Annotated in this window: 19 protein-coding genes; 7 read left to right on the forward strand and 12 right to left on the reverse strand. The window is 68.1% G+C overall.

All coding sequences use genetic code 11. The features are described from left to right. The first annotated feature begins 80 nt into the window (after nucleotides 1–80). Both EAT51_RS00460 and tdh read left to right on the forward strand, forming a co-directional pair. Complete coding sequence (locus tag EAT51_RS00460; protein WP_130516071.1) at nucleotides 81–2387, forward strand: TonB-dependent receptor family protein; 2307 nt, start codon at nucleotides 81–83, stop codon at nucleotides 2385–2387. A 97-nt stretch (nucleotides 2388–2484) separates the two neighbouring features. Further along, entirely contained in the window at nucleotides 2485–3519 is a 1035-nt protein-coding gene (tdh, locus tag EAT51_RS00465) for an L-threonine 3-dehydrogenase (protein WP_165421874.1), read from the forward strand. Nucleotides 3520–3667: 148 nt separating this feature from the next. Here the strand turns inward: tdh and EAT51_RS00470 are convergent, their stop codons facing one another. The 4 genes from EAT51_RS00470 to EAT51_RS00485 all read right to left on the reverse strand — a co-directional run bounded on the left by EAT51_RS00470 (nucleotide 3668) and on the right by EAT51_RS00485 (nucleotide 7546). Then, a complete protein-coding gene (locus EAT51_RS00470; protein WP_130516067.1) occupies nucleotides 3668–4711 on the reverse strand; it encodes a sulfate/molybdate ABC transporter ATP-binding protein in 1044 nt (347 codons plus the stop codon). A 20-nt stretch (nucleotides 4712–4731) separates the two neighbouring features. Then, entirely contained in the window at nucleotides 4732–5583 is an 852-nt protein-coding gene (cysW, locus tag EAT51_RS00475; RefSeq protein ID WP_379655765.1) for a sulfate ABC transporter permease subunit CysW, read from the reverse strand. Nucleotides 5584–5648: 65 nt separating this feature from the next. Beyond that, on the reverse strand, nucleotides 5649–6509 hold the full coding sequence (cysT, locus tag EAT51_RS00480; protein WP_130516063.1) for a sulfate ABC transporter permease subunit CysT: 861 nt from the start codon (nucleotides 6507–6509) through the stop codon (nucleotides 5649–5651). Next, a complete protein-coding gene (locus tag EAT51_RS00485) occupies nucleotides 6506–7546 on the reverse strand; it encodes a sulfate ABC transporter substrate-binding protein (protein ID WP_130516061.1) in 1041 nt (346 codons plus the stop codon). Before EAT51_RS00485 ends, cysT begins: the two co-directional genes overlap by 4 nt. Nucleotides 7547–7743: 197 nt before the next feature. On the opposite strand from EAT51_RS00485, the gene kbl reads away from it, so the two are divergent. After that, nucleotides 7744–8952, forward strand: coding sequence for a glycine C-acetyltransferase (gene kbl, locus EAT51_RS00490; RefSeq protein WP_130516059.1), 1209 nt, complete (start codon nucleotides 7744–7746; stop codon nucleotides 8950–8952). A gap of 141 nt (nucleotides 8953–9093) precedes the next feature. Here kbl and EAT51_RS00495 read toward each other — a convergent pair whose 3' ends face one another. The 3 genes from EAT51_RS00495 to EAT51_RS00505 all read right to left on the reverse strand — a co-directional run bounded on the left by EAT51_RS00495 (nucleotide 9094) and on the right by EAT51_RS00505 (nucleotide 12313). After that, nucleotides 9094–9882: a pseudouridine synthase gene (locus EAT51_RS00495; RefSeq protein WP_130516056.1), complete on the reverse strand. Its 789-nt coding sequence runs from the start codon at nucleotides 9880–9882 to the stop codon at nucleotides 9094–9096. Between the two features lie 48 nt (nucleotides 9883–9930). Continuing rightward, nucleotides 9931–10455, reverse strand: coding sequence for a hypothetical protein (locus EAT51_RS00500; protein ID WP_130516054.1), 525 nt, complete (start codon nucleotides 10453–10455; stop codon nucleotides 9931–9933). A 769-nt stretch (nucleotides 10456–11224) separates the two neighbouring features. Beyond that, nucleotides 11225–12313, reverse strand: coding sequence for an OmpA family protein (locus EAT51_RS00505; protein WP_130516052.1), 1089 nt, complete (start codon nucleotides 12311–12313; stop codon nucleotides 11225–11227). A gap of 372 nt (nucleotides 12314–12685) precedes the next feature. Here EAT51_RS00505 and EAT51_RS00510 point away from each other — a divergent pair, with 372 nt between their 5' ends. Together EAT51_RS00510 and EAT51_RS00515 are read left to right on the forward strand one after the other, a co-directional pair. Beyond that, nucleotides 12686–14743, forward strand: a complete 2058-nt coding sequence (locus EAT51_RS00510; protein ID WP_130516050.1) for an NADPH-dependent 2,4-dienoyl-CoA reductase — start codon at nucleotides 12686–12688, stop codon at nucleotides 14741–14743. A 326-nt stretch (nucleotides 14744–15069) separates the two neighbouring features. Then, nucleotides 15070–15528 (forward strand): cell wall hydrolase, encoded by a 459-nt coding sequence (locus tag EAT51_RS00515; protein WP_130516048.1) that lies wholly within the window; start codon nucleotides 15070–15072, stop codon nucleotides 15526–15528. Between the two features lie 105 nt (nucleotides 15529–15633). Here EAT51_RS00515 and prpC read toward each other — a convergent pair whose 3' ends face one another. From prpC to prpB, 3 genes are read right to left on the reverse strand one after another with little or no spacing between them, the layout of a single operon-like run. Further along, complete coding sequence (gene prpC / locus EAT51_RS00520) at nucleotides 15634–16788, reverse strand: bifunctional 2-methylcitrate synthase/citrate synthase (RefSeq protein ID WP_130516046.1); 1155 nt, start codon at nucleotides 16786–16788, stop codon at nucleotides 15634–15636. A 36-nt stretch (nucleotides 16789–16824) separates the two neighbouring features. Next, on the reverse strand, nucleotides 16825–17430 hold the full coding sequence (locus EAT51_RS00525) for a DUF1003 domain-containing protein (RefSeq protein ID WP_130516044.1): 606 nt from the start codon (nucleotides 17428–17430) through the stop codon (nucleotides 16825–16827). A 33-nt stretch (nucleotides 17431–17463) separates the two neighbouring features. Beyond that, complete coding sequence (gene prpB / locus EAT51_RS00530) at nucleotides 17464–18351, reverse strand: methylisocitrate lyase (protein WP_130516042.1); 888 nt, start codon at nucleotides 18349–18351, stop codon at nucleotides 17464–17466. Between the two features lie 118 nt (nucleotides 18352–18469). Between prpB and EAT51_RS00535 the strand changes: the two genes are divergently transcribed. Next, nucleotides 18470–19699 (forward strand): citrate synthase family protein, encoded by a 1230-nt coding sequence (locus EAT51_RS00535; protein WP_130516040.1) that lies wholly within the window; start codon nucleotides 18470–18472, stop codon nucleotides 19697–19699. A gap of 42 nt (nucleotides 19700–19741) precedes the next feature. Here EAT51_RS00535 and prpE read toward each other — a convergent pair whose 3' ends face one another. Next, complete coding sequence (prpE, locus tag EAT51_RS00540) at nucleotides 19742–21646, reverse strand: propionate--CoA ligase (protein ID WP_130561149.1); 1905 nt, start codon at nucleotides 21644–21646, stop codon at nucleotides 19742–19744. Between the two features lie 111 nt (nucleotides 21647–21757). Beyond that, entirely contained in the window at nucleotides 21758–23389 is a 1632-nt protein-coding gene (locus EAT51_RS00545; RefSeq protein WP_130561150.1) for an acyl-CoA synthetase, read from the reverse strand. A gap of 365 nt (nucleotides 23390–23754) precedes the next feature. Between EAT51_RS00545 and EAT51_RS00550 the strand changes: the two genes are divergently transcribed. Beyond that, on the forward strand, nucleotides 23755–26583 hold the full coding sequence (locus EAT51_RS00550) for a TonB-dependent receptor plug domain-containing protein (RefSeq protein ID WP_130561151.1): 2829 nt from the start codon (nucleotides 23755–23757) through the stop codon (nucleotides 26581–26583). The last annotated feature ends 32 nt before the right edge of the window (nucleotides 26584–26615 follow it).

Here is a 26615-nt window from a genome sequence, read left to right on the forward strand (position 1 = left end):
GGTTGCGTCATCGCCCCGTCATCGCAACTTCATGAATCGGTGACACCGTTCCGCCGCCTCCTCCCTCACGGCTTTCACCGATGTCACTTTCGATTCCCACGCCGCGCCGCAGCGCCCTGGCGCTCGCCCTGCTCTGTTCCATCTCCGGCCTGGCCCAGGCCGCCGACCCGCCGGCCGACGCGGCCGAGGCGGCACCGGCCGATGCCAAGCAGCTCGATGCGGTCTCGGTGGTCGCGCGCGGCGCGACCCGCCAGGTGCAGCGCGTCAACCAGCAGGACATCGAACGCCTGCCCGCCGGCAGCAGCGCACTGAAGGCGATCGACAAGCTGCCCGGCGTGCAGTTCCAGTCGGCCGACGCCACCGGCGCCTACGAATGGTCCACCGCGATCTACCTGCACGGCTTCGACCAGAGCCGACTGGGCTTCACCCTGGACGGCGTGCCGCTGGGCAACATGAGCTACGGCGTCACCAACGGCCTGTCCATCACCCGCGCCATCCTCTCCGAGAACATCGCCTCGGTGGAGCTGGCGCAGGGCGCCGGCGCGCTGGGCACGGCCTCCAACAGCAACCTGGGCGGCACGCTGCAGTTCTATTCGGCCGATCCGGAGACCGAGTTCGGCGGGCGCTTCTCGCAGACCGTCGGCGACCGCAACGCCAGCCGCACCTATGCGCGCCTGGACACCGGCGAGCACAACGGGCTGTCGGCCTACGTGGCCTATGCCGATTCGGACATGGACAAGTGGAAGGGCGACGGCAGCCAGCGCTACGAGCAGTTCAACGCCAAGGCGCTGTACGCCTGGGGCGAGGGCAACCGCGTGAGCCTGTTCGTGGACAAGTCGCGGCGCAAGGAACAGGACTACATGGACCTGTCGCTGACCAGCCAGAAGGTGCTGGGCTGGGACTACGACTACCTGGTGCCGGACTGGGCCACCGCCGCGCAGATGGCGCGCGCCTACCAGCGCACCGGCACCTATGCCGGCGTGGCCAACGGCTATCCGGCCTCGCTGGCCGGCCTGCCGGCCGACTACGACTGGCTCGACGCCACCTACTACTGGGGCGCCGGCCTGCGCGACGACACCCTGGTCGCGCTGGCCGGCAGCTTCGTCTTCAGTCCCGCCGTCTCGCTGGACGTGACCGGCTACTACCACGGCGACCGTGGCGAGGGGCAATGGGTCACGCCCTACGTGCCGACCTCGGCCAGCGTGCCGCTGTCCATGCGCACCACCGACTACGGCCTGGACCGCTTCGGCGGCACCGCCGCGCTGAAGTTCAACATCGGCATCAACGAGATCGAGCTGGGCGGCTGGGCCGAGAACGCGCAGAACACCCAGGAGCGTAATTACTTCCAGCTGGGTGGGCCGTTCACCTCCATGTTCAACTTCTACGAGGCCGGCGACCCGTTCTACCGCCAGTTCCTGCAGAAGTACCAGATCCGCACGCGCATGGCCTATGCGCAGGACACGCTGCGCCTGCTCGACGACCGGCTGAGCCTCAACTTCGGCGCCAAGGCGGTGAGCACGCAGATCCAGGCGCGCTCGCTGGTGCCCAGCAGCAGCTATGCGCAGGGCACGATCAAGGCCGACGACCACTTCCTGCCGCAGGTCGGCGTCAGCTACAAGCTCGACGAGGCGCAGGACGTCTACGCCTCCTACAGCAAGAACATCGCCGCCTTCGGCTACAGCCCCTTCGCCACCAACCAGGCCACGTTCAACCAGCTCAAGAACACCCTGGACCCGGAGCAGTCGCAGACCGTGCAGGCCGGCTGGCGCACCCACGGCGAGCGCTACGAGGCCTCGGTCGGCGCGTACTACACGCGCTTCTCCAACCGCCTGCTGACCATCTCCCCGTGCAGCGCCATCCAGACCTGCTCGGCGATCCTGAGCAACGTCGGCGAGGTGGACAGCAGCGGCGCCGACCTGGCCCTGGTGTGGAAGCCGATCGACGGGCTGAGCTGGCTCAACACCCTGTCCTGGAACCGCTCCAAGTACCAGGACGACTACCTCAACAACGGCGTGGTGGCGACCAAGGGCAAGCAGGTCGTCGGCCTGCCGGAATGGATGTTCTCCTCCAGCCTGTCCTGGCGGCAGGACGGCTGGCACGCCTCGATCGACGGCAAGTACACCGACAAGCGCTACCTCACCTACCTCAACGACTCCAGCGTGCCCAGCTACTGGCTGTTCAACGCCGGCGGCGGCTACGACTTCGGCCGGGTCGGCGCGCTCTCCAGCCTGGACGTCTCGGTCAACGTGACCAACCTGGCCGACAAGCGCTACTTCGCCACCACTGGCACCAATGGCTACGTCGCCTCCGATCCGGACGGCTACAACCAGACCCTGATGGCCGGCGCCCCGCGCCAGGTGTTCTTCACGGTCGACGCGCGCTTCTGATCGCGCAAGCGGGGACAGCGGCCCGGCGTGGATGAAAGGTCCACGCCGGGCCGCGGCTTATAATTGGTCTCCTCTTTGTCTTCGGTTGCAACGCACCATGGCGGACACGATGAAAGCGCTGGTCAAGCGCGAGGCGGGCAAGGGCATCTGGATGGAACAGGTCGCCAAGCCCGTGCCCGGCCCCAACGAGGTGCTGGTCAAGCTGGAGAAGACCGCCATCTGCGGCACCGACCTGCACATCTACCTGTGGGACGAGTGGAGCCAGCGCACCATCAAGCCGGGCCTGACCATCGGCCATGAGTTCGTCGGCCGCATCGCGCAGCTGGGCTCGGCGGTGACCGGCTACCAGGTCGGCCAGCGCGTCTCGGCCGAGGGCCACATCGTCTGCGGGCATTGCCGCAACTGCCGCGGCGGACGTCCGCACCTGTGCCCCAACACGGTCGGCATCGGCGTCAACGTCAACGGCGCCTTCGCCGAGTACATGGTGATGCCGGCCTCCAACCTGTGGCCGATCCCCGACCAGATCCCCTCCGAGCTGGCGGCGTTCTTCGACCCCTACGGCAACGCGGCGCACTGCGCGCTGGAGTTCGGCGTGATCGGCGAGGACGTGCTGATCACCGGCGCCGGCCCGATCGGCATCATCGCCGCCGGCATCTGCAAGCACATCGGCGCGCGCAACGTGGTGGTCACCGACGTCAACGACTTCCGCCTGAAGCTGGCCGCCGACATGGGCGCCACGCGCGTGGTCAACGTCGCCAACACCTCGCTCAAGGACGTGATGGCCGACCTGCACATGGAAGGCTTCGACGTCGGCCTGGAGATGAGCGGCAACCCGCGCGCGTTTAACGACATGCTCGACTGCATGTACCACGGCGGCAAGATCGCCATGCTCGGCATCATGCCGCGCGGCGCCGGCGCGGACTGGGACAAGATCATCTTCAAGGGTCTGACCGTGCAGGGCATCTACGGCCGCAAGATGTACGAGACCTGGTACAAGATGACCCAGCTGGTGCTGAGCGGCTTCCCGCTGGGCAAGGTGCTGACTCATCAGCTGCCGATCGACGACTTCCAGAAGGGCTTCGACCTGATGGAGGAAGGCAAGGCCGGCAAGGTCGTGCTGAGCTGGAACTGAGGTCCGTCTCGGGTCATCACGCGAAAGGCGCCGCAAGGCGCCTTTTTCGTTTCATGTCCGTTCGGTGAGGACGCACAGAGTTGGCGATCCGCTGGCCAGACAGCAGCGCTCCCTCATCCGCACGCTGCCGGCGCACCGGCAAGCCAGGCTAGCGCTCGGCGAAGGCGCCCCAGCGCGCCGGGACCAGGCCGACGCGCTCGCCCACCTGCACGCTTTCGGTCGCGGCCGGCAGCTCCAGCTCGAGCGGCGTGCCATCGTCGAGACGCGCATGGATGCGCTGGCGCGGCCCGCTGCGCTGCACGCTTTCCACCTGCGCCTGCCAACCGCCCTGCCCCGGCGCGACCGGCTGCAGATCCTGGGGACGCACGAACAGCGCCACCGCACCGTCGGCCAGCGCATCGCCTTGTGGCGCAGCCAGCTCCAGACCGCCGACGCGCAGCACCTCGCCGGCCTTGTGGCCGGATAGGCGGTTGGCCTCGCCGACGAAGCCGTAGACGAAGGCCGACGCGGGCTGGTCGTAGACCTGCGCCGGCGTGCCGATTTGTTCGATGCGTCCCTTGTTGAGGATGGCCACGCGGTCGGCCAGCTCCAGCGCCTCTTCCTGGTCGTGGGTGACGAACACGGTGGTCACCCCGGTCGCCTCGTGCACCTGGCGCAGCCAGCGGCGCAGGTCGCGGCGCACCTTGGCATCGAGCGCGCCGAAGGGCTCGTCCAGCAGCAGCATCTTCGGCTCGATCGCAAGCGCACGCGCCAATGCCACGCGCTGGCGCTGACCGCCGGAGAGCTGGGTGGGATAGCGCGCGCCCAGGCCCTCGAGCTGCACCAGCGAGAGCAGCTCGCGCACGCGCTCGGCGATCCGGGCCTTCGGCCAGCGCGCGCGGCCACGGCGGACCTTGAGGCCGAAGGCGATGTTCTCCTCCACCCGCATGTGCTTGAACAGCGCGTAGTGCTGAAACACCACGCCCACCTGGCGCTGCTGCACCGGCAGCACCGAGGCATCCTGGCCGTCGAACAGCACGCGCCCCTCGTCGGCATGCTCCAGCCCGGCGATCACCCGCAGCAGCGTGGTCTTGCCTGACCCGGACGGGCCCAGCAGCGCCAGCAGCTCGCCCGGACGGATGTCCAGATCGATCGCGTCCAGCGCGGCGAAGGCGCCGAAGCGCTTGGAGAGGTGTTCGACCGTGATGCCCATGGGTTGTTGCGGACCTTGAATCAGTGTCGGTGTCTGGCCGCCAGCGCCTCGCCGTGGCGCCACTCCAGCCAGGACTTGAGCGCCAGGGTGACCAGCGCGCTCAGCGCCAGCAGGGAGGCGGCGGCGAAGGCCGCGCTGTAGGCGTACTCGTTGTAGAGGATTTCCACGTGCAGCGGCAAGGTGTTGGTGCGCCCGCGGATGTGCCCGGACACCACCGAGACCGCGCCGAACTCGCCCATCGACCTGGCCGCGCAAAGCAGCACGCCGTACAGCAGCGCCCAACGGATGTTGGGCAGCGTCACGCGCCAGAAGGTCTGCCAGCCGCTGGCCCCCAGGCTGAGCGCGGCCAGCTCCTCGTCGCTGCCCTGCTGCTCCATCAGCGGCATCAGCTCGCGGGCGATGAAGGGGAAGGTGACGAAGGTCGTGGCCAGCACGATGCCCGGCAGCGCGAACACGATCTTCGGCAGCTGGATCAGCGTGTCCCCCAACAGCGGCAGATGCACGCGCCAGCCCTCGTCGATCAGCGGCCAGGCCCAACCCTGGCGGCCGAAGATCAGCATGAAGACCAGGCCGGCCACCACCGGCGAGACGGCGAACGGCAGGTCGATCAGGCTGACCAGGATGCGCTTGCCGGGGAAGCGGTGCTTGCTCACCGCCCAGGCCGCGGCGATGCCGAAGATCAGGTTCAGCGGCACCACGATCGCGGTCACCACCAGGGTCAGCCTGATCGCCGCCAGCGCGTCGCGGTCGGTGATCGCCTTGAGGAAGGTCGGCAGGCCGCTGCGCAGCGCCTCGGTGAACACCAGCACCAGCGGCAACAGCAGGAAGGACAGCAGGAACAGCAGCGCCAGCCCCACCAGCGTCCATTTCATCCACGCAGGCTCGGTCGTCGGCGCGCGCAGCGCGCGCCGTGGCACGGGCACGGACACGGCGGCCATCAGGCGGGCACCTTCAGGCCGCGCCGCGCCAGCCGCGCCTGCAGCGTGTTGATCACCAGCAGCAGGACGAAGGACAGCAGCAGCATCGCCGCGGCGATCGCGGTAGCGCCGGCGTAATCGAACTCCTCCAGCTTGATGGTGATCAGCAGCGGCGCGATCTCGGACACGCCCGGCAGGTTGCCGGCGATGAAGATCACCGAGCCGTATTCGCCCACCCCGCGCGCGAATGCCAGCGCGAAGCCCGACAGCACCGCCGGCCACACCGTGGGCAGCACCACCTGGGCGACCGTGCGCAGGCGCCCGGCGCCGAGGCTGGCGGCGGCCTCCTCCAGTTCGGATTCCACCTCGGCCAGGACCGGCTCGACCACGCGCACCACGAACGGCAGGCCGATGAACACCAGCGCCACCGTGATGCCCAGCGGGGTGTAGGCGACCTTGAGTCCGCCGGCCTCCAGCCAGCGGCCGAGCCAGCCGGTCGGGCCATAGAGCTGGGTCAGCGCGATGCCGGCCACCGCCGTGGGCAGCGCGAACGGCAGATCCACCACCGCATCGAACAGACGCTTGCCCGGAAAGTCGTAGCGCACGAACACCCACGCCACCAGCGTGCCGGCCACCGCGTTGAATGCCGCCGCCGCCAGCGCGGTGGAAAAGCTCACCCGCAGCGCGGCCAGCACGCGCGGGTCGGTCCAGACCGCCCACAGTCCGTGCCAGCCCAGGCCGGCCGACTTGATGAACACCCCCGCCAGCGGCAGCAGCACGATCAGCCCGAGCCACAGCAAGGTGGTGCCCAGGCTGAGGCCGAAGCCGGGAATCACCCGCCTTCGGCGCGCGCGCCCTGCTGCAGGAATCGCAACGCTCAAGGCCGCTTCTTTCCCGCCAGCATCTTGTCGAACTCACCGCCGTCGGCGAAGTGCTTGGCCTGCGCCTTGGCCCAGCCACCGAACACCTGGTCCACCGTCACCAGCTGCACCTTGGGGAAGCGCGCGATGTCGGCCGCGTCGGCGAACTCGGGATGGCGCGGGCGGTAGAAGTTGTGCGCGATGATCTTCTGCGCTTGCGGCGTGTACAGGAACTCCAGGAAGCCCTGCGCCTCGGCGCGCGTGCCGTGCTTGTCCACGTTCTTGTCCACCAGCGCCACCGGCGGCTCGGCCAGGATCGACAGCTTGGGCACGACGATGTCGAACTTGTCCTTGCCCAGTTCTTCCTGCGACAGGAAGGCCTCGTTCTCCCAGGCCAGCAGCACATCGCCGATGCCGCGCTGGACGAAGGTGGTGGTCGCCCCGCGCGCGCCGGTGTCCAGCACCGGCACGTTGTTGTACAGCGCGGTCACCATGCGCCGGGTCTTGGCCTCGTCGCCCTTGAAGATGTGCAGGCCATAGGCCCAGGCGGCCAGATAGTTCCAGCGCGCGCCGCCGGAGGTCTTGGGATTGGGCGTGATCACCTGCACGCCAGGCTTGAGCAGGTCGGGCCAGTCCTTGATCTGCTTCGGATTGCCCTTGCGCACCAAGAAGACGATGGTCGAGGTGTAGGGCGCGCTGTTGTCCGGCAGGCGCTTCTGCCAGTCGGTCGGCAGCAGCTTGGCCTGGCTGGCGATCGAGTCGATGTCGTAGGCCAGCGCCAGGGTGACCACGTCGGCCTCCAGGCCATCGATCACCGCACGCGCCTGCTTGCCCGAGCCGCCGTGCGAGCTTTCAACGCTGACCGATTCGCCGTGCTTGGCCTTCCAGTCCTGGCTGAAGGCGTCGGACAGGGCGCGGTAGAGCTCGCGCGTGGGGTCGTAGGACACGTTGAGCAGCTGCTTCTGCTGGGCCATGGCCGCTGCGGCCACGGTCAGCAGGCACGAGGCCATGACCAGCGCGAACAGGCGAGTCAGGCGGCGGGTGCGGGCGAGGGTCATGGCGGATTTCCTTGCGTAATGGACAGCGAGCGGGGCTGCATTCAGGAATGCTTATGCTGCCCAGGCATGAATGTGCCACGAAATAATGAAAGCGCGCGTGCTTATCGCCAACGGGAATCAGGCTGAACCCGCGAACCGGCCTCTGCGGGGCGGCGCGTAAAATGCGCCCTTCCGTTCCCGTTCCCAGGCCCGCTGCGATGACCGATGCCCTCCCCGCCCTGACCCACCGCTACGCCGAGGAGCTGGACGGCATCCGCGAGGCCGGGCTGTTCAAGTCCGAGCGCATCATCACCGGCCCGCAGTCGGCGCAGATCACTCTGGCCGACGGGCGCCAGGTGCTGAACTTCTGCGCCAACAACTACCTGGGCCTGGCCGACCACCCGGACATCATCGCCGCGGCCAAGCAGGCGCTGGACACGCACGGCTTCGGCATGGCCTCGGTGCGCTTCATCTGCGGCACCCAGGATCTGCACAAGCAGCTCGAGCAGACCATCGCGCGCTTCTTCGGCAAGCAGGACACCATCCTGTACGCGGCCTGCTTCGACGCCAACGGCGGCCTGTTCGAACCGCTGCTGGGCGAGGACGACGCGATCATCTCCGACGCGCTCAATCACGCCTCGATCATCGACGGCGTGCGCCTGTGCAAGGCCAAGCGCTTCCGCTACGCCAACTGCGACATGGCCGACCTGGAGGCGCAGCTGCAGGCGGCCGACGCCGCCGGCTGCCGGACCAAGCTGATCACCACCGATGGCGTGTTCTCGATGGACGGCTTCATCGCCCCGCTCGACGAGATCACCGCCCTGGCCGCCAAGTACGGCGCGCTGGTCCATATCGACGAATGCCACGCCACCGGCTTCCTGGGCCAGACCGGGCGCGGCTCGGCCGAGGTCAAGGGCGTGCTGGACAGGATCGACATCATCACCGGCACGCTGGGTAAGGCGATGGGCGGCGCGCTGGGCGGCTTCACCACCGCCAGCGCCGAGGTGGTCGAACTGCTGCGCCAGCGCTCGCGTCCCTACCTGTTCTCCAATTCGCTGCCGCCGCACGTGGTGGCCGCCGGGATCAAGGCCTTCGACATGCTCGACGCCGCCGGCGACCTGCGCACGCAACTGCGCGACAACACCGCCTATTTCCGCGAGCGGATGACCGCCGCCGGCTTCGACCTCAAGCCCGGCGTGCACCCGATCAGCCCGGTGATGCTCTACGACGCGCCGCTGGCGCAGCGTTTCGCCGAGCGCCTGCTGGAAGAAGGCATCTACGCGATCGGCTTCTTCTTCCCGGTGGTGCCCAAGGGCCAGGCCCGCATCCGCACCCAGATCAGCGCGGCGCACACCCGCGCGCACCTGGACCAGGCCATCGACGCCTTCATCCGCATCGGCCACGAGCTGGGCGTGCTGAAGGGCTGATTCGTTTACCGCTGGCCGGGGCCAAACGGCCTTGGCCCGGGCCATTGGTTGAAGGTTCCATCGGCGCAGAGGTAAAGCGCCGGGCGCGGATGGCGGCCACAAGCGCCGCCCGCGCTGGAATCCATCTAAGCCCGGATCAGGTCAGGGCGCGACCTTCTTTCCGGGCGGGGCCACGTCGGAAGGCGGCGCCAGCGCGCTCACCTCCTGCGGCGTCAGTTCACGCCACGCGCCCTTGGCTAATGCGCCTAGCGGCAGCTCGCCAATCGCCACACGCACAAGGCGCAGCGTGGACAGGCCGAACGCCTCGAGCAGCCGCCGGATCTGGCGGTTGCGCCCCTCGTCCAGCGTGATCTCCAGCCAGGCATTGCGCCCGCCGCTGCGCAGCAGCTGCGCGCGGGCGGCACGCAGGTGTTCGCCCTCGACCGACGCGCCCTGCTCCAGCCGCGCCAGCAGCGCGGTATCTGGAATCGCATCGATCTGCACGTGATAGGTCTTGCTCGGCCCCGTCGACGGGTCGGTGATCGCCGCCGCCCACACAGGATCGTTGCTCAGCAGCAGCAGGCCTTCGCTGGCCTTGTCCAGCCGTCCCACCGGCGCCAGCCATGGCAGACCGGCGCCGTCCAGGCAGCGATAGACCGTGTCGCGCCCCTGTTCGTCGCGCGCCGTGGTGACCAGGCCGCGCGGCTTGTTGAGCATCAGATAGCGGCGTTCGGCGCTCGCTTCCGCGTCCGCCTGGCCATCGATCTCGATCCGCGAACGGCCGGCGACGGTGGGGAACTCCGGATCGCGCACCACGCGGCCGTCCACCCGCACCCGTCCCGCCGCGATCCAGCGCGTCGCCTCGGTGCGCGAGCACAGGCCCAGCTTGGACAGCGCGCGCGCCAACCCGTGCCGCGGCGCATCGTCGCGAACCGGCTTGTGCGTCGCCATCGGAATGCGCCCCTGTATGCCGTCGCCGCGTGGGCCGACGGCGCGGACTTACTGCTTGTCGGCGGCCGGCACTGCCGCGGCGGGCGCGGCGGCCGGGGTCGCGACCACTTCGCCCGGCGGTACGGCGACCGCAGCGGCCGGCTTGGCCTTGACCACGCGCACGCCGCGCGACTTCATCCAGGCATCGAACTCGTCGGCCGTCATGCGCTTGCCGTTCTGGTTCATGTCGAAGCGCCAGGGCGTGTTGTCGTACTGGGTCTTGGGCTGGTAGGCGGCCGGATCGTTGGCCTTCACCGCCGGCGTGGCCATGGCCAGCTCGCGGCAGCCGTCGACCTTCATCCGCAGCAGCACGCGATCGACCGACTGCGCATCGTTGTAGGACTGCGCCAGCACGCCGCTGGGCGCGCCCAGGCTGGTGGTGTTGGCGAACAGCTCCACGGCCACCGGCGAGAGCACGGTCGTGCGCTGCGGCAGCGGTTGCGGCACCACGCCGTTACAGTCCTGCGCCGCTTCGGCGTGTGCGAACGGAGCAACGGCGAGCAGGGAAACGACCGCAACGAGGGATGCGCGCATAGGGAGTTCGCAAGGAGAAAAAGAGGGTTGCGGGAGTTTAGGCAGGCGGCGCGCAGACAATCAACCGTTACACGATGTTTTCCATGCAAATCACTGAAAGAAAAGACTGAATACGGTGCACGGAGCTCCGCGCGCGACAGAGGATTCTTCGCCGAAGCTTAGAACCGCCAATCCGTCGGTGAAGCGCGTGCGGGCCAGTGAGCTCATCTCGTCCGGCAGCCCCGCCACGGCCAGGCGCGGCTCCACGGCTGGGCGACTCCTCCATGGCCAATGTCCGGCTGGGAAAGGCCTGATCGCGCCGCATGCTTCGGTAGGAGCAACTGTCTCCTCAAATCTCGCAGCAACCTGCCTGTAGAGCGGAGCTTGTGGCAATCCCCTCTTGGGGACTCCGCTGCGTTCCGTTCGGTTCGTGGGGAAGGCCCCAGCGGAGCAAGCTCCGCTCTACAAGTGGAGCCGCCATGGCGGCGATGAGGCTTTACCGGGAACCCCTCGTCGCCGCCATGGCGGCTCCCACCGAGATCGGGTCGAGGCCCGGACAACTGTGCGCAATCGGCCACCCTGTGCACTCAGGCCACACAGCCCGGACCGCGGCACTTACGAAGCTGCGACCTCGACCGCTGCGAAACCCCGACATCGAAAGCCGCACGCTCAATCGCGGCGAGGCCTCGATTTCGGCAGAAGCACAAAGAAAAAGCCCGGCGCAAGGCCGGGCTTTTCTTAATGCTGAAGGCGGCTGCGGTATCCCGCAGCCAACCCCTGAGCGGCCAGATTAGTTCTGGACGTTCAGCTCCGTACGACGGTTCTTCTCGCTCTTACAGGCCGGGAACGTGTTCGGGGTCTGCTCCAGCGGACGGCTCTCGCCGTAGCCGATCGGTCCAACCAGACGCGACGAGGACACACCATTGTTGGTGAGGAAGTCGTACACGGTCTTCGCACGACGCTCGGACAGCTTCTGGTTGTAGGTCTCGGTGCCGCACAGGTCGGTGTGACCGGCGACTTCGACGCGCAGGTCGGGGTAGCGCTTGAGGATCTCGACGGCCTCATTCAGGATCGCCACCGCGTCAGGACGCAGGGTCGCCTTGTTGAAGTCGAAGTTCACGCCCTTCAGGTCGATGGTGACCGGAGCCGGGCAGCCGTCCGGACCGATGGTCTGGCCAGCCTGCGAACCGGGGCACTTGTCGTCGCAGTTGTTGACGCCGTCACCGTCGTCATCCAGGTCGGCGCAGGTCTGAGCCGGCGGCGGCGGCGGCGGCGGGGCAACCGGAACGGCCTTGGTGCCCAGCGGGATCACGACGCCGACCGAAGCCAGCACGTCACCGAACCACGACTCGTCCGGAGCGCGGTGGCTCTGGTCGTTGAAGTCGCCACGGTAGGCCACTTCGGCGCGCACGGCGACGCGGCTGTCGAAGGTGGTCTGCAGACCGACGCCGACCTTGGCGGCGAAGTTGCCGTCCTTGTTCTTGGCCGGGGAATCCGGGTTCGGGAAGTTGTCGTACTCTTCCTCCGAGCGCTGGTAGCCCAGGCCCATCAGGACGTACGGGTTCCAGCCGCGGCCTTCCTGGATAAAGTGGCGACGCAGGTCGAACGAGATGCCGTACTGCGACCAGTTCAGGTTGTCTTCCGGATCCAGGCTCGGGTTCTGATAGTTCAGCTCACCGTCCAGCGACCAGTTCGGGCTGATGAACTTGCCCAGGCCCAGGGTGGCGAACGGAGCGTCGTCGGTCTTGCGGTCGTTGTCCTGCTTGTTCCAGCCGACCGAGCCGGTCAGATACCAGCGGTCATCAAACTCCTGAGCCGAAGCGGCCTGCGCCACGCTCAGTCCGGCCAGCATCGCGGCGCAGAGAAGTTTCTTGTTCATTTGCGACTCCTTGAGAGTTCAGGGTTTTGAAAACCGACTGCGTGGGCGTGGGGTCATCCCGAGCCTTACGGCATTCAGTCCAATGTTTGAACGGCGAGGGTGCCGTCAACACCGGCGCAGATTATGCAGGGGCTCGTGAAGATCGTGTTAACAGCAGCCTAACAAGTCGACTCGCGCCCCTGCCTGGCGCGGGCCACGTTATACGGGCGCCAAAGCGCACGTGGTGTGAAAACCGTGCGCCAATTGTGTGTCCGAATCGTTCATTGCCTTCGGTTCAGGTGAAGTCAGCGTTGCCTTTGCGTCAGCGCCTCTTGTCCGGCGCAGCGCCTTGCGGCAAGGTGCGCGCACTCTTCCATACGCAAGCGTATTGACATGCCCAGCCAGACGCCGAGCCAGGCCAACCTGAACGAAGCCGCCATCCCTTACCCGCATCTGCTGGCGCCGCTGGACCTGGGCTTCACGCGGCTGCGCAACCGGGTGCTGATGGGCTCGATGCACACCGGCCTGGAAGACCGCGCCGCCGACTTCCCCAAGCTGGCGGCCTACGTGGCCGAGCGCGCGCAGGGCGAAGTCGGGCTGATCGTGACCGGCGGCTTCGCGCCCAACCTGGTCGGCTGGCTCAAGCCGTTCGGCGGCAAGCTGTCCTGGCCGTGGGAGGCACGCCCGCATCGCCAGGTCACCCAGGCCGCGCATGCGCACGGGGCGAAGATCTGCCTGCAGCTGCTGCATGCCGGGCGCTATGCCTATCACCCGCTGTCGGTCGCGCCCTCGCGCCTCAAGGCGCCGATCAATCCCTTCACGCCCCGGGCGCTGAGCGCGCGCGGCGTCGAACGCCAGATCGATGCCTACGCCCATGCCGCGCGCCTGGCCCGTCAGGCCGGCTACGACGGCGTGGAAGTGATGGGATCGGAGGGTTATCTGATCAACCAGTTCACCGCCGCGCGCACCAATCAGCGCGACGACGCCTGGGGCGGCGATGCCGCGCGCCGGATGCGCTTCGCGGTGGAGATCGTGCGACGCGTGCGCGAGGCCTGCGGGCCGGACTTCATCATCATCTACCGCCTGTCGCTGGTGGACCTGGTCGAAGGCGGCAACGCCTGGCCGGACATCGTCGCGCAGGCCCGCACGGTGCAGGCCGCCGGCGCGACCCTGATCAACTCCGGCATCGGCTGGCACGAGGCGCGCGTGCCGACCATCGTCACCTCGGTGCCGCGCGCGGCCTTCGCCAATGTCACCGCCAAGCTCAGGGGCGAGGTGTCGGTGCCGGTGATCGCCACCAACCGCATCAACATGCCGCAGGTGGCCGAGGACCTCCTGGCGGCCGGCAAGGCCGACATGGTGTCGCTGGCGCGACCGCTGCTGGCCGATCCGCACTGGGTGCGCAAGGCGCGCACCGGCGATGCGGCGCGGATCAACACCTGCATCGCCTGCAACCAGGCCTGCCTGGACCACGTCTTCCAGAACAAGCGCGCCAGCTGCCTGGTCAACCCGCGCGCCTGCGCCGAGACCGAGCTGGTCTATCGCAGGACCGAGCGCCCGCGTCGCATCGCCGTGGTCGGCGCGGGTCCTGCCGGCCTGGCCTGCGCCACGGTCGCGGCCGAACGCGGACACCGGGTGAGCCTGTTCGAAGGCGGCAGCGAGATCGGCGGCCAGTTCAACTACGCCAAGCGCATCCCCGGCAAGGAGGAATTCCACGAGACGCTGCGCTACTTCCGCCAGCGCCTGGACGACACCGGCGTGGAGTTGCACCTGGACACGCTGGCCGATGTGGACACGCTCAAGGGCTTTGATGCGGTGGTGCTGGCCACGGGCATCACGCCGCGCACGGTGCAGATGCCAGGCGCGGATCATCCCAAGGTGATCAGCTATGTGGATGTGCTCTCCGGGCGCGTGCAGGTCGGCGCGCGTGCGGCGTTGATCGGCGCCGGCGGCATCGGCTTCGACGTGGCCGAGTATCTGGTCGAACACGGTGCGTCGCCGAGCACCGATCCCAAGCGCTGGATGGCGCAGTGGGGCGTGGACGCAAGCTTCGAAGCACCGGGCAGTCTGATCGCGCCGAAGCCCGAACCGCCGGCACGCGAGGTGTGGCTGCTGCAGCGCACGCCGGGTCGGCCCGGTGCGCGTTTGGGCAAGACGTCGGGCTGGGTGCATCGCGCCACGCTGAAGGCCAAGCAGGTGCGCATGCTCGGTGGCGTGGAGTATCTGGGTGTGGACGATGAAGGCCTGCATCTCCGCGTGGATGGATCCGAGCAGACGCTGCCGGTCGACCATGTGGTGATCTGCGCAGGCCAGGAACCGCGACGCGAGCTGTTCGATCTGCTGCAGGCGCAAGGCATCACGCCGCATCTGATCGGCGGTGCGGATGTGGCGGCCGAACTCGATGCCAAGCGTGCGATCGATCAGGCCAGTCGTCTCGCCGCAACGCTTTGAAAAACGCGCATCACGCGCGCTGCGAACGTGCTGCATCGCGGCATCAACATCGCACTGTCATGAGACGCTGACTGCCGTAGTCAGCGTCGTGATGCAAGCGTCGATATTCAGTTGACGTTTTGAATTCGGCCCGTACCTTGCGCCGACTTTCCGACCCGCCGCCCAGTTCAGGTGGGTCTTGCCTGGCCACCCTTTCATTCAAGGCCAGCATCCGGGTAGCCCGTGAGATGGCTGCCTCCCCATGACGCCCAACCGCTGTGCCGGCCGTCTTCCCCAGTTTCGTGGGACGACCCCTTCGCATGCGGCCAAACGGAGCAAGGAGTTCGATGAAACTGGCCTGGATCTTATGGCTGTCGTCACACGTGATGCCACAGCCGGCCGCCGATTCGCTATGTCTGTCCACCACCGTCTATCTCGAGGCGCGGGACCAGAGCATGCGTGGACAAGAAGCCGTTGCGGAAGTCGCGCTGCGACGCCGCGACAGCGGGCTGTGGGGCAACTCGCTGTGCGAGGTGGTCACCGCACGGCATCAATTCGCCCCTGGCATCGTGCCCAGCTCCACGCGTCTGCAGAACGGCGGCGCATGGGCGCGCTCTGTGTCGGTGGCGCTGGATTCGGAGCGCAACTGGGCGCTGCCGCGCGGCGCGCGGCGCGAGATCGTCCCGGGTGCCAGTCACTTCGCCGCGCACGAACTGGTCGCACCCAGCTGGGCCAACGCCTACACCGTGGCCACGATCGGCGATCACACCTTCTATCGCGTGCAGTCGCTCAAGCCACGCTCGTGAACACGCCGGCTTGCTGACGCAAGCGACTTCATCGCGACGCACAAAGAAGGAGGGCCGGCATTGCCGGCCCTCTTTCTTTTTTTCAGCGCCACATCGCGCGTCGCATCAGCTGCGCTTGTCGATCGGCACGAAGTCGAGATCTTCCGGACCGGTGTAGTTGGCGCTGGGACGGATGATCTTGCCGTCGATGCGCTGCTCGATCACATGCGCGCTCCAGCCCGCCGTGCGCGCGATGACGAACAGCGGCGTGAACATCGCCGTCGGCACGCCCATCATGTGATAGCTGACCGCACTGAACCAATCCAGGTTGGGGAACATCTTCTTGATGTCCCACATCACCGTCTCCAGGCGCTCGGCGATGTCATACATCTTGGTGCTGCCCTGCGCCTTGGACAGGTCGTGGGCGACCTGCTTGATCACCTTGTTGCGCGGATCGCTGACCGTGTACACCGGGTGGCCGAAGCCGATCACCACTTCCTTACGCTCAACACGCGCCTTGATGTCGGCCTCGGCCTCGTCGGGCGTGTCGTAGCGCTTCTGCACTTCGAAGGCCACTTCGTTGGCGCCGCCGTGCTTGGGCCCGCGCAGCGCGCCGATGCCGCCGCAGATGGCGCTGTACATGTCACTGCCGGTGCCGGCGATGACGCGACAGGTGAAAGTGGAGGCGTTGAATTCGTGCTCGGCGTAGAGCACCAGCGAGGTATGCATCGCCTCGACCCATTCCTTGCGCGGCTCCACACCGTGCAGCAGATGCAGGAAGTGGCCGCCGATCGAATCGTCGTCGGTCTCCACGTCGATGGCGCGGCCGTTGTGGCTCCAGTGATACCAGTACAGCAGCATCGAACCGAGGCAGGCCATCAGCTTGTCGGCGATGTCGCGGGCGCCGGGATGGTTGTGATCGTCCTTCTCGGGCAGCACGCAGCCCAGCGCCGACACGCCGCTGCGCATCACATCCATCGGGTGGGCCGAAGCGGGCAGCTCCTCGAGCACGGCCTTGACCGCGGCGGGCAGGCCGCGCAGCGACTTGAGCTTGGCCTTGTAGCCGCGCAGCTCGTCGCGCGTGGGCAGCTTGCCGTGTACCAGCAGGTAGGCGACTTCCTCGAACTCGCTCTTGGCCAAGTCCAGGATGTCGTAGCCGCGGTAGTGCAGATCGTTGCCGGTGCGGCCGACGGTGCACAGCGCGGTGTTGCCCGCCGGCGTGCCGGACAGCGCGACGGATTTCTTCGGCTTGAAGCCGGTGGCGGTGGGTTGCTCGGACACGGTGTTTCCTCCCGGGGTTTGCTTCGATGTGACGTGTTAAGGCGCAGCGGTCGGCGGCGCGTCGCGCTGGACCAGCAGCTGCTGCAGCATTTCGATCTGGCGGTTCTGCAGTTCGACCAGCGTGGCCCAGTCCTGCTCGCGCAGCTGGTTGAGCTTCTCGTGCACCTGCAGGATCTCCAGCTCGGACTTGACGTTGACCTGGTAGTCGTTCTCCGCGCGCAGGCGGTCGGCGGCGGCCTGGCGGTTCTGGCTCATCATGATGATCGGCGCCTGTATCGCGGCCAGGCAGGACAGACACAGATTGAGCAGGATGTAGGGATAGGGATCGAAGGCCTTGGCCAGCACGAAGCTGTTGATCGCCATCCATACCGCCAGGAACACGCCGAAGGCGATGATGAAGCTCCAGCTGCCACCGACCTCGGCGACCCGGTCGGCCACGCGCTCGCCCAGGCTGCGGTTCTGGCTGAACTCGCGCGCCACGTTGCGTGCGACCTGGCGCTTGGCGATGAAGCGCTCGACGATCGCGCGCTCCTCGCCCTGCAGCTTCTCCAGTTCGGTCTGCAGCAGGTGGCGCGCGGTCTCGCGCCGGTCGATGCGGGTACGGCGCTGGCGTTCTGCGGCGGGCGGACGCGAAAAGTTCATGGCATGCGCAAGATCAGGTCGAAGGGAGCCCGATCATGCCCGCTTGCCGGCGAACAGTGCGTCCAGCTTGTGCTCGAAGGCGTGGTAGCCGATGCGTTCGTACAGCTCCTCGCGGGTCTGCATGGTGTCCAGGACGGCCTGCTGCGTGCCGTCCTGGCGGATCGCCTGGTAGACGCGCTCGGCGGCCTTGTTGGCGGCACGGAAGGCCGACAGCGGGAACAGCTGGATCGCCACGCCCACGCTGGCCAGTTCGTCGCGGGTGAACAGCGGCGTGGCGCCGAACTCGGTGATGTTGGCCAGCACCGGCACCTTGACCGCCTCGACGAAGCGCCGATAGGTGTCCAGGTCGTAGGCGGCCTCGGCGAAGATGCCGTCGGCGCCGGCCTCCACGCAGGCGATGGCGCGGGCGATCGCCGCGTCCACGCCCTCGGCCTGGATCGCGTCGGTGCGGGCGATCAGGAAGAAGTCCGGATCGGTCTTGGCGTCGGCCGCGGCCTTGACCCGGTCCACCATCTCGCCCTGGCTGACGATCTCCTTGCCCGGGCGATGACCGCAGCGCTTGGCGCCGACCTGGTCCTCGATGTGGCAGGCGGCCGCGCCGGCCTTGATCAGCGACTTGATGCTGCGCTCGATGTTGAACGCGCTGGCGCCGAAGCCGGTGTCGATGTCCACCAGCAGCGGCAGCTCGCACACATCGGTGATGCGGCGGGTGTCGATGAGCACGTCTTCCAGCGTGTTGATGCCCAGGTCCGGCAGGCCCAGCGAGCCGGCCGCCACGCCGCCTCCGGACAGATAGAGCGCCTTGTAGCCGGCGCGCTTGGCCAGCAGGGCGTGGTTGGCGTTGATCGCGCCGATCACCTGCAGCGGCGACTCGGCGGCCAGGGCGGCGCGGAAGCGGGCGCCAGGGCTGGAAGTGGACATGGCGGAACTCCTGGATCGGGACGGGCGTGCGGCGCGGCAGTGGCGCACTCGCGGGGCGAGGCGCAATCTGGCACCCTGCGATGCATTGATCAATCTTGATCGCACAAATCAACCTGTCATGGACCACGACCTGATTCCGGCCGCCACGGCCTGCGAGCTACTCGGCATCACCAGCGCCACGCTCTACGCCTACGTCAGCCGCGGCCTGCTGGAATCGCGCCCCGGTCCTGACCATCGCAGCCGCATGTACCGGCGCCAGGACGTGGAGCGCCTGGCGCAGAACAAGCGCGCCGGCCGCGGCGCGGCGCGCGGCGCCGCGCAGAGCCTGGATCGCGGCCTGCCCGTCCTGGAGACCGGCATTTCATTGATCCAGGCCGATGGTCCCTATTACCGCGGCCGCTCGGCGGTGGCTGCGGTCCGCGAGGGCGCCACGCTGGAGCAGACCGCGCGGCTGCTGTGGGACAGCGCCGGTCACGATCCCTTCGCCGCCTCGCCAGCGGCCTGGCCGCCGACGGTGGTGCGACTGGCGCTGGACCAGGGCCTTCCGCCGCTGGAGCGCACCCTGGCCTGCATCCCGCTGCTGGCGCTGGAGGTGCGGCATTCGTTCAACCTGGCCCCGGCGGTGCGCTTCGACGTGGCCGCGCAGCTGGTGCGGCAGAACGCAGCGCTGCTGATCGGCCAGCAGCCCGCGTCCACTCCCGTGCATCTTCAACTGGCCCAGGCCTGGGTGCCGGGCGATGCGGACTTCGCCGCACTGGTGCGTGCCGCGCTGGTGCTGTGCGCGGACCACGAACTCAATGTCTCGGCCTTCGCCGCGCGCGTGGTGGCTTCCACCGGCGCGCACCTGCATGCCACGGTCTGCAGTGGACTGGCGGCGCTGTCCGGTCCTCGCCACGGCGGCGCCACCGCGCGCGCCTACGCGCTGCTGCAGGCCGGCGCCGACGAGGTGGCCGCCCGCTGGGCGCGCGGCGACGACCTGCCCGGCTTCGGCCATGCGATGTATCCGCATGGCGACCCGCGCGCGGCCGAACTGCTGTCGATGCTGCGCACCCACCGCGCCGACTGTCCGCGTCTGGCGCAGCTCGAAGCGCTGATCGCGCGCGCCGAGGAGGCCAGCGGCCTGCGCCCCAATATCGATCTGATGCTGGCGGCCCTGTGCTTTCTCTACGACCTGCCCGCCTCGCCCGCGCTGGTGGTCTTCGCCAGCGGCCGCCTCGCCGGCTGGCTGGCGCACGCGCTGGAACAGCAGACGCTGGGCAAGCTGATCCGTCCGCGGGCGCGGTACGTGGGCCTGCCGCCGGAGGAGCGAGCAGCGAGTGAGCAGCAGCGAGGAACGAAAGAGGAGTAGAAGCGGAAGCGTCGCTGCCGCTTTCCACGCATTCCTTTCTACTCAGCTCCCCGCGTCCGGTCCGCGCGACAGCGCGCGGCGCACTTCCTCCAGCGCGTTGGGATCGTCCAGCGTGGACAGGTCGCCCGGATCGGCGCCCTGGGCCAGGGCCTGGATCGAGCGCCGCAGCAGCTTGCCCGAGCGCGTCTTGGGCAGCGCGTTGACGATATAGACCCGCGCCGGCCGCGCCACCGCGCCCAGATCGGTCTCCACGATCCTGCGCATGCCGTCGGCCGCGCTGTTGCGTGCGGCCACCTCGTCGGTGGCCTGGCGCAGGGTGGCGAACACGATCGGCACCTGCCCCTTGACCTCGTCGGCCACGCCCACCACCGCTGCCTCGGCCACCGCACCGAAGCCGGACACCGACTCCTCGATCTCGCGCGTGCCCAGCCGGTGCCCGGCCACGTTGATCACATCGTCGGTGCGGCCGAGGATGAAGGTATAGCCGTCCTCGTCGCGGATCGCCCAGTCCAGCGAGCTGTACAGCAGCTCCTTGAAATGGCTGAAGTAGCTGTCGAGGAAGCGCTGGTCGTCGTTCCAGATCGTGCTCATGCAACCCGGCGGCAGCGGCGGCTGCATCACCAGCACGCCCTTCTGGTTGGGCGCGACTTCTTCGCCGGTGGCCTCGTCGATGACCTTCATCCGGTAGCCGAGATTCGGGAAGCCCGGCGAGCCGAAGCGCACCGGCTTCATGTCCACGCCCGGCAGCACGCACAGCGCCGGCCAACCGGTCTCGGTCTGCCAGTAGTTGTCGATCACCGGCTTGCGCAGCGCGTCGGTGATCCAGTGCGCGGTGGGCTCGTCCAGCGGTTCGCCGGCGAGGAACAGGTACTTCAGCTCGGACAAGTCGTGGCGCCGGATGAAGTCGACGTCGTGCTTCTTCAGCACGCGGATCGCGGTCGGCGAAGAGAACATCGTACGCACGCCGTACTGCTCGCACAGCGCCCACCAGATGCCCGGATCGGGATGGGTGGGCAGGCCTTCGTACAGCAGCGAGGTGCAGCCGCCGATCAGCGGCCCGTACACGTTGTACGAATGCCCCACCGCCCAGCCCACGTCCGAGGTGGAGAACATCACCTGCCCCGGCGCGCAGTCGAAGATGGTGCGCATCGACTGCGCCATCGCCACCGCGTAGCCGCCGACGTCGCGCTGCACGCCCTTGGGCTTGCCCGTGGTGCCGGACGTGTAGAGCAGATAGCTGGGCTCGTTGGATTCCAGCCATTCCACCGGCACCTGCATCTGCCCGACCTGCGCGCGCAGGGTGGCGTAGTCCTCGTCGCGCCCCGGCACCTTCGGCTCGGCCGGATCCAGATCGCGCGAGACGATCAGCACCTTGGACGGTGCGAATTTGGCCTCGGCGCAGGCCGCATCGATCATCGGCTTGTACGGAATCACCTTGCCGCCGCGGATGCCCGCGTCGGCGGCGATCAGCAGCTTGGGCTTGGCGTCGTCGATGCGCAGCGCCAGGTTGTGCGCGGCGAAGCCGCCGAACACCACCGAGTGGATCGCCCCGATGCGCGCGCAGGCCAGCATGGCGAACACCGCCTCGGCCATGTTGGGCATGTACACCACCACCCGATCGCCGCGGCCGACGCCCAGCTGCTTGAGCACGGCAGCGAAGGCGTTGACCTCCTCATGCAGCTGCCGATAGGTGATCTCGCGGGTGACGTTGGTCTCGGTGGACACGGCCACCAGCGCCAACTGGTCGGGTCGCGTCTCCAGGTGGCGGTCGACGGCGTTGTAGCAGAGGTTGGTCTGCCCGCCGACGAACCACCTGCGGAACGGCGGATTGGAATAATCCAGGATCTGCTGCGGCGGGACATGCCAGTGGATGGCCTTGGCTTCCTGCGCCCAGAACGCCTCCGGTTCCTCGACCGAACGGCGGTACACCTCTTCATACGATGACATCCAAGCCCCCTCCCGAGCGCCGATGCCAGCGAGCATAGAGGGCGCCCGCGCGCCAGACCGTTGGACCATGGTCGATGCTTGGACCATGGTCGAAGCCGCGCCGGCCCTGCCTCAGCCGTCGAGCTCCCTGGCCCGGTCGCGCAGCACGAACTTCTGCACCTTGCCGGTGGCCGTGCGCGGCAGTTCGCCGAAGACGAAGGCGCGCGGCACCTTGAACCCGGCCAGGTGCGAGCGGCAATGCAGCTGCAGGGTGGCCGCATCCAGCGGGTCGGCGCCCGACTTGAGCTCGACGAAGGCGCACGGGGTCTCGCCCCACTGCTGGTCCGGCCGCGCCACCACGGCCGCGGCCATCACCGACGGGTGCCGGCACAGTGCGTCCTCGACCTCGATGGAGGAGATGTTCTCGCCGCCGGAGATGATCACGTCCTTGGAGCGGTCGCGGATCTTGGCATAGCCATCGGGATACACCACGGCCAGGTCGCCGGTATGGAACCAGCCGCCTTCGAACGCCCGCGCCGTGGCGTCGGGATTCTTCAGATAGCCCTTCATGGTGAGGTTGCCGCGGTACATGATCTCGCCCACGGTCGTGCCGTCCCACGGCACCGGCTCCAGCGTGTCCGGGTCGAGCACCTGCATGTCCTCCTGCAGCAGGCAGGCCACGCCCTGGCGGCTGTTGCGCTCGGCGCGCTGCGCGATGTCCAACGCATCCCATTCCGGGCGCGGAATGCACAGCGAGGCCGGCCCGTAGACCTCGGTCAGGCCATAGACGTGGGTGATGTGGAAGCCCATGCGCTCCATGCCCTCGATCACCGCCGCAGGCGGCGCGGCACCGGCGATCTGCGCCCGCACGCCGCTGATGCCCTGCTTCCACGCCTCCGGCGCGGCCACCAGCGCGCTGTGGATGATCGGCGCGCCGCAGTAATGGGTGACGCCATGCTCGCGCATCAGCGCGAACACGCGCTGGGCATCGAACCGGCGCAGGCACACCTGCAGTCCGGCCACCGCCGCCATCGTCCACGGGAAGCACCAGCCGTTGCAGTGGAACATCGGCAGCGTCCACAGATAGACCGGATGCTGCGGCATGCCCCAGTCGATGATGTTGGCCACGGCATTCAAGTACGCGCCGCGGTGGTGGTAGACCACGCCCTTGGGATCGCCGGTGGTGCCGGAGGTGTAGTTGAGCGAGATCGCCTCCCACTCGTCCTGCGGCAGCTGCATCTCGAACCCGGCATCGCCTCCGGCGAGGAACGCCTCGTACTCGGTCTCGCCGAGGAAGGCGCCCTCGGTCACCTGCGCATCGTCCACATCGATCACCCGCGGCCGGTGCGTGCACAGTTCCAGCGCCTGGGCGATCACCGGCGCGAACTCGCGATCGGTGAACAGCACCTTGGCCTGCGCATGGTCGAACATGAAGGCCAGCGTCGCCGCGTCCAGGCGCGTATTGAGCGTATTGAGCACCGCACCGAGCATGGCCGGGCCGTAATGCAGCTCGAACATCGCAGGCGTGTTGGGCAGCATCGCCGCCACCGTATCGCCCTTGCCCACGCCCCAGCGCTGCAGCGCGCTGGCCAGGCGTCGGCAGCGCGCGTACTCATCGGCCCAGGTCAGTTGGCGTTCGCCATGGACCAGGGCCACGCGCTGCGGATGCACCAGCGCGGCCTTGCGCAGGAAGGTCAGCGGCGAGAGCGCGGTGAAGTTGGCCGGGTTGCGCTCCAGCCCGGCGGCATAGGCCTGCTGCGACATGACAAGTCCCTGATGGCGGAGGCGCCAGCGTAGCGACGCACCCCAGGCGGCGCGGCTCGACCTTCGTCGAAGCCGGCGCTCCACAGCGCCGATTCCCGCCACATCGATTCTGACAATAACGTCAGGATCCTTGCCACCCGCGTGATGCGGCGCACCTACCCACCCAGCAAGACCCCACTCGCGGCGATCGTCACCCGCTGTTAACGCTTACACATACTGCAGAACGTGTCCGACGCATGTCAGGCACCGCAATAGGGGATCACAGACCGTCATCCGTCCGCGCGGCCAGCAGGCCGCGCGTCGATCCCTGCATGGCCGTAGTCGTTGTCGCGCCCTCCCCTCCCCTCGCCTGGATAGAGCCCAACATGACCACCCGCCGTCTCCGCTCCCACCGCAGCCCGCGCCCGCTCCGCCGCGCCCCCCTGACCCGCCTGATCCTCCTGGCTCTGGCGATCGCCGCCACGGCGCCCGCCCAGGCGCAGGAAACCTCCGAATCCAACGCCGCCAAGACGCTGGACAACGTCATCGTGACCGGCACCCGCCGCGTGGGCATGTCGGTGGACGACAGCCCGGCCCCGGTCCAAGTCGTCACCGCCGAGGCGCTGGAGCAGTCCGGCGCCCCGGACCTGATGAATCAGCTGGCCTTCCAGGTCCCCAGCTTCAATGCCAGCCAGCAGGGCACCGACATGACCAGCGCCACGCTGGTGGCCAACATGCGCGCGCTCTCGCCCAACCACACGCTGATCCTGATCAACGGCAAGCGGCGGCACTTCACCTCCAACGTCGCGGTCACCGGCGGCTATGCGGGCGCGGCCTCGACCGACCTGAGCTTCATCCCGACCAGCGCGATCGCCAGCGCCGAGGTGCTCACCGACGGCGCCGCGGCGCTGTACGGCTCGGACGCCATCGCCGGCGTGATCAACCTGATCACCAGGAAGAACGCCAGCGGCGGCAGCGTCTCGGCCGGCACCTCCGGCTATGACGATGGCGGCGGCTTCACCACCAACTATCAGGGCGACTTCGGCATCGGCGACGACACCACCTACTTCAACCTGGCCCTGGAAAGCGAACGCCGCCAGACCATCAACCGGCCCGGCGCGCCCTACGGCGCGGCCGCCTGCGTGGCCGACCGCCTGGCCAATCCGACCCGCGGCTGCCCGGCCACCGGCACCGCGACCACGCCTAGCGGCTACCCCAGCTCGACCGGCAACGCGGCGCTGGGACGCGAGAACGAATACAACATGATCTACAACCCCTGGTTCCCCAATAACAGCCACCAGGGCGATTCGCCGGCGATCCAGCGCGATGTGGGCTTCCTGAGCGCCGGGATGTTCCTGGACGACAGCACCGAGCTCTACGGCACCGGCAGCTTCGGCAAGAAGAAGACCCAGAGCTGGCAGAGCTACCGCCGCCCCTCGCAGGACGGCGGCGTGGACCGCAATGGCGACGGCGACCGCACCGATCCCATCGGCGGCACCGGCCCGCGCAGCGGCAGGCCGCTGACCGAGGCGGACATCAACAAGTATCCCTACGGCTTCTCGCCCTCGATCGATACCGACGAGAAGGACTGGGAGGTGGGCGTGGGCATCACCGGCGAGCTGGCCGGCTGGCGCTACGACCTGTCCACCAACTACGGCAAGAACCAGATGGAAATCGACGTCACCAAGTCGATGAATTTCACCTTGTGGAACCGCACCGGCGCCTCGCCCGAGAGCTTCTACGTCGGCCGCTTCAGCGCGACGCAATGGGATACCGCGCTGGACCTGAGCCGCGACTTCGACTGGGGCCTGGCCGCGCCGACCACCATCGCGGCCGGCCTGGAGTATCGCGAGGACACCTACGGCATCGACCCGGGCGATGCGGCCTCGTACACCGGCGCGGGCTCGGCCTCCTTCCCCGGCTACAACCCGGCCGCGACCGGCAGCTGGGAGCGCAACAACAAGGCCGCCTTCGTCAACGTGATCCTCAACCCGACCGAGCACTGGATCGTCGACGCGGCCGCGCGCTACGAGCGCTACAGCGACTTCGGCAGCAAGGCGGTCGGCAAGCTGACCACACGCTACGACTTCAACGAGCGCTTCGCCGTGCGCGGCACCTACAGCACCGGCTTCCGCGCCCCGACCATGGGCGAGAGCTACTACACCGCCATCCAGGTCGGCCCGACCGCGGCCACCGCGACGCTGCAGGCGGCCAACGTCGGCAGCGGCCTGAAGCCGGAAACCAGCCGCAACTTCAGCGTGGGCCTGGTGTTCAAGCCGCTGGACAACCTGACCACCACCCTGGATGCCTACCAGATCCGCATCGACGACCGCATCCGCCTGGGCAGCACGCTGCTGTACTCGACCAGCCAGTCGGTGGACACCTTGTGCGGACGCACCGCCGGCTGCGTGCCCAACCCCAACCTGCCCGACCCGGCCGACACCAACCGCGACGGTCGCCCCGACGATGCCTACAACCAGACGCTCGGCGCCGCGCTGGTCGCGGGCGGCTTCATCTCCAACGGCAGCGATCCCACCGCGCCGGGCGGCAGCATGGACGCCACCGCGCGCGCCAACATCGGCCTGAACTTCTTCACCAACGCCATGGACACCAAGACGACCGGCGTGGACTGGGTGACGACCTACAGCATCGCCTTCGACTGGGCCGCGATCGACTGGACCCTGGCGGCCAACTACAACAAGACCGAAGTCACCCGCGTCGGCAACGCGCCCGCCGACCTCGGCGGACGCGCGCTGCTGACCGATGCCGACGTCGCCACCATCCAGTACAACAGCCCGAAGTACCGGGTCAACCTGGGTGCGAACATCCGCTTCGGCGAGCGCCTGGCCCTGAACATCCGCGAGAACGTCTACGGCCCGCAGTACACGCTGGGCACCACCAGCGCGTATGCCGCGTTCCCGCAGATCATGAACACGCTGGATCTGACCACCATCAACGGGGTGACCTACTACAAGGCCAAGATCGGCACGCTCTACACCACCAACATCGAACTGGCCTACACCCTCGATCAGCGCCTGCGTTTTAGCATCGGCGCCGACAACCTGTTCAACGCCTACCCGGACAAGACGCCCGCGGCGATCCGCCAGTACAACATCGAGCGTTATGCCACCACCGGCGCGCGCGACTACCTGCTCGGCAGTCCGCTGGGCTTCTTCGGCACGCGCTGGTTCGCCAAGGTGTCCTACACATGGTGAGCGACCGGGCCGGCGTCCGCGCATCGGCCACG

Origin of the sequence: Pseudoxanthomonas winnipegensis, from assembly GCF_004283755.1 — a bacterium.
Classification (GTDB): Bacteria; Pseudomonadota; Gammaproteobacteria; order Xanthomonadales; family Xanthomonadaceae; genus Pseudoxanthomonas_A; species Pseudoxanthomonas_A winnipegensis.

Coding starts and splice junctions, on each gene's coding strand:
- EAT51_RS00460 (WP_130516071.1), top strand. CDS start 81: ATGTCACTTTCGATTCCCACGCCGCGCCGCAGCGCCCTGGCGCTCGCC.
- tdh (WP_165421874.1), top strand. CDS start 2,485: ATGGCGGACACGATGAAAGCGCTGGTCAAGCGCGAGGCGGGCAAGGGC.
- EAT51_RS00470 (WP_130516067.1), bottom strand. CDS start 4,711: ATGGGCATCACGGTCGAACACCTCTCCAAGCGCTTCGGCGCCTTCGCC.
- cysW (WP_379655765.1), bottom strand. CDS start 5,583: ATGAAATGGACGCTGGTGGGGCTGGCGCTGCTGTTCCTGCTGTCCTTC.
- EAT51_RS00485 (WP_130516061.1), bottom strand. CDS start 7,546: ATGACCCTCGCCCGCACCCGCCGCCTGACTCGCCTGTTCGCGCTGGTC.
- kbl (WP_130516059.1), top strand. CDS start 7,744: ATGACCGATGCCCTCCCCGCCCTGACCCACCGCTACGCCGAGGAGCTG.
- EAT51_RS00495 (WP_130516056.1), bottom strand. CDS start 9,882: ATGGCGACGCACAAGCCGGTTCGCGACGATGCGCCGCGGCACGGGTTG.
- EAT51_RS00500 (WP_130516054.1), bottom strand. CDS start 10,455: ATGCGCGCATCCCTCGTTGCGGTCGTTTCCCTGCTCGCCGTTGCTCCG.
- EAT51_RS00505 (WP_130516052.1), bottom strand. CDS start 12,313: ATGAACAAGAAACTTCTCTGCGCCGCGATGCTGGCCGGACTGAGCGTG.
- EAT51_RS00510 (WP_130516050.1), top strand. CDS start 12,686: ATGCCCAGCCAGACGCCGAGCCAGGCCAACCTGAACGAAGCCGCCATC.
- EAT51_RS00515 (WP_130516048.1), top strand. CDS start 15,070: ATGAAACTGGCCTGGATCTTATGGCTGTCGTCACACGTGATGCCACAG.
- EAT51_RS00525 (WP_130516044.1), bottom strand. CDS start 17,430: ATGAACTTTTCGCGTCCGCCCGCCGCAGAACGCCAGCGCCGTACCCGC.
- prpB (WP_130516042.1), bottom strand. CDS start 18,351: ATGTCCACTTCCAGCCCTGGCGCCCGCTTCCGCGCCGCCCTGGCCGCC.
- EAT51_RS00535 (WP_130516040.1), top strand. CDS start 18,470: ATGGACCACGACCTGATTCCGGCCGCCACGGCCTGCGAGCTACTCGGC.
- prpE (WP_130561149.1), bottom strand. CDS start 21,646: ATGTCATCGTATGAAGAGGTGTACCGCCGTTCGGTCGAGGAACCGGAG.
- EAT51_RS00545 (WP_130561150.1), bottom strand. CDS start 23,389: ATGTCGCAGCAGGCCTATGCCGCCGGGCTGGAGCGCAACCCGGCCAAC.
- EAT51_RS00550 (WP_130561151.1), top strand. CDS start 23,755: ATGACCACCCGCCGTCTCCGCTCCCACCGCAGCCCGCGCCCGCTCCGC.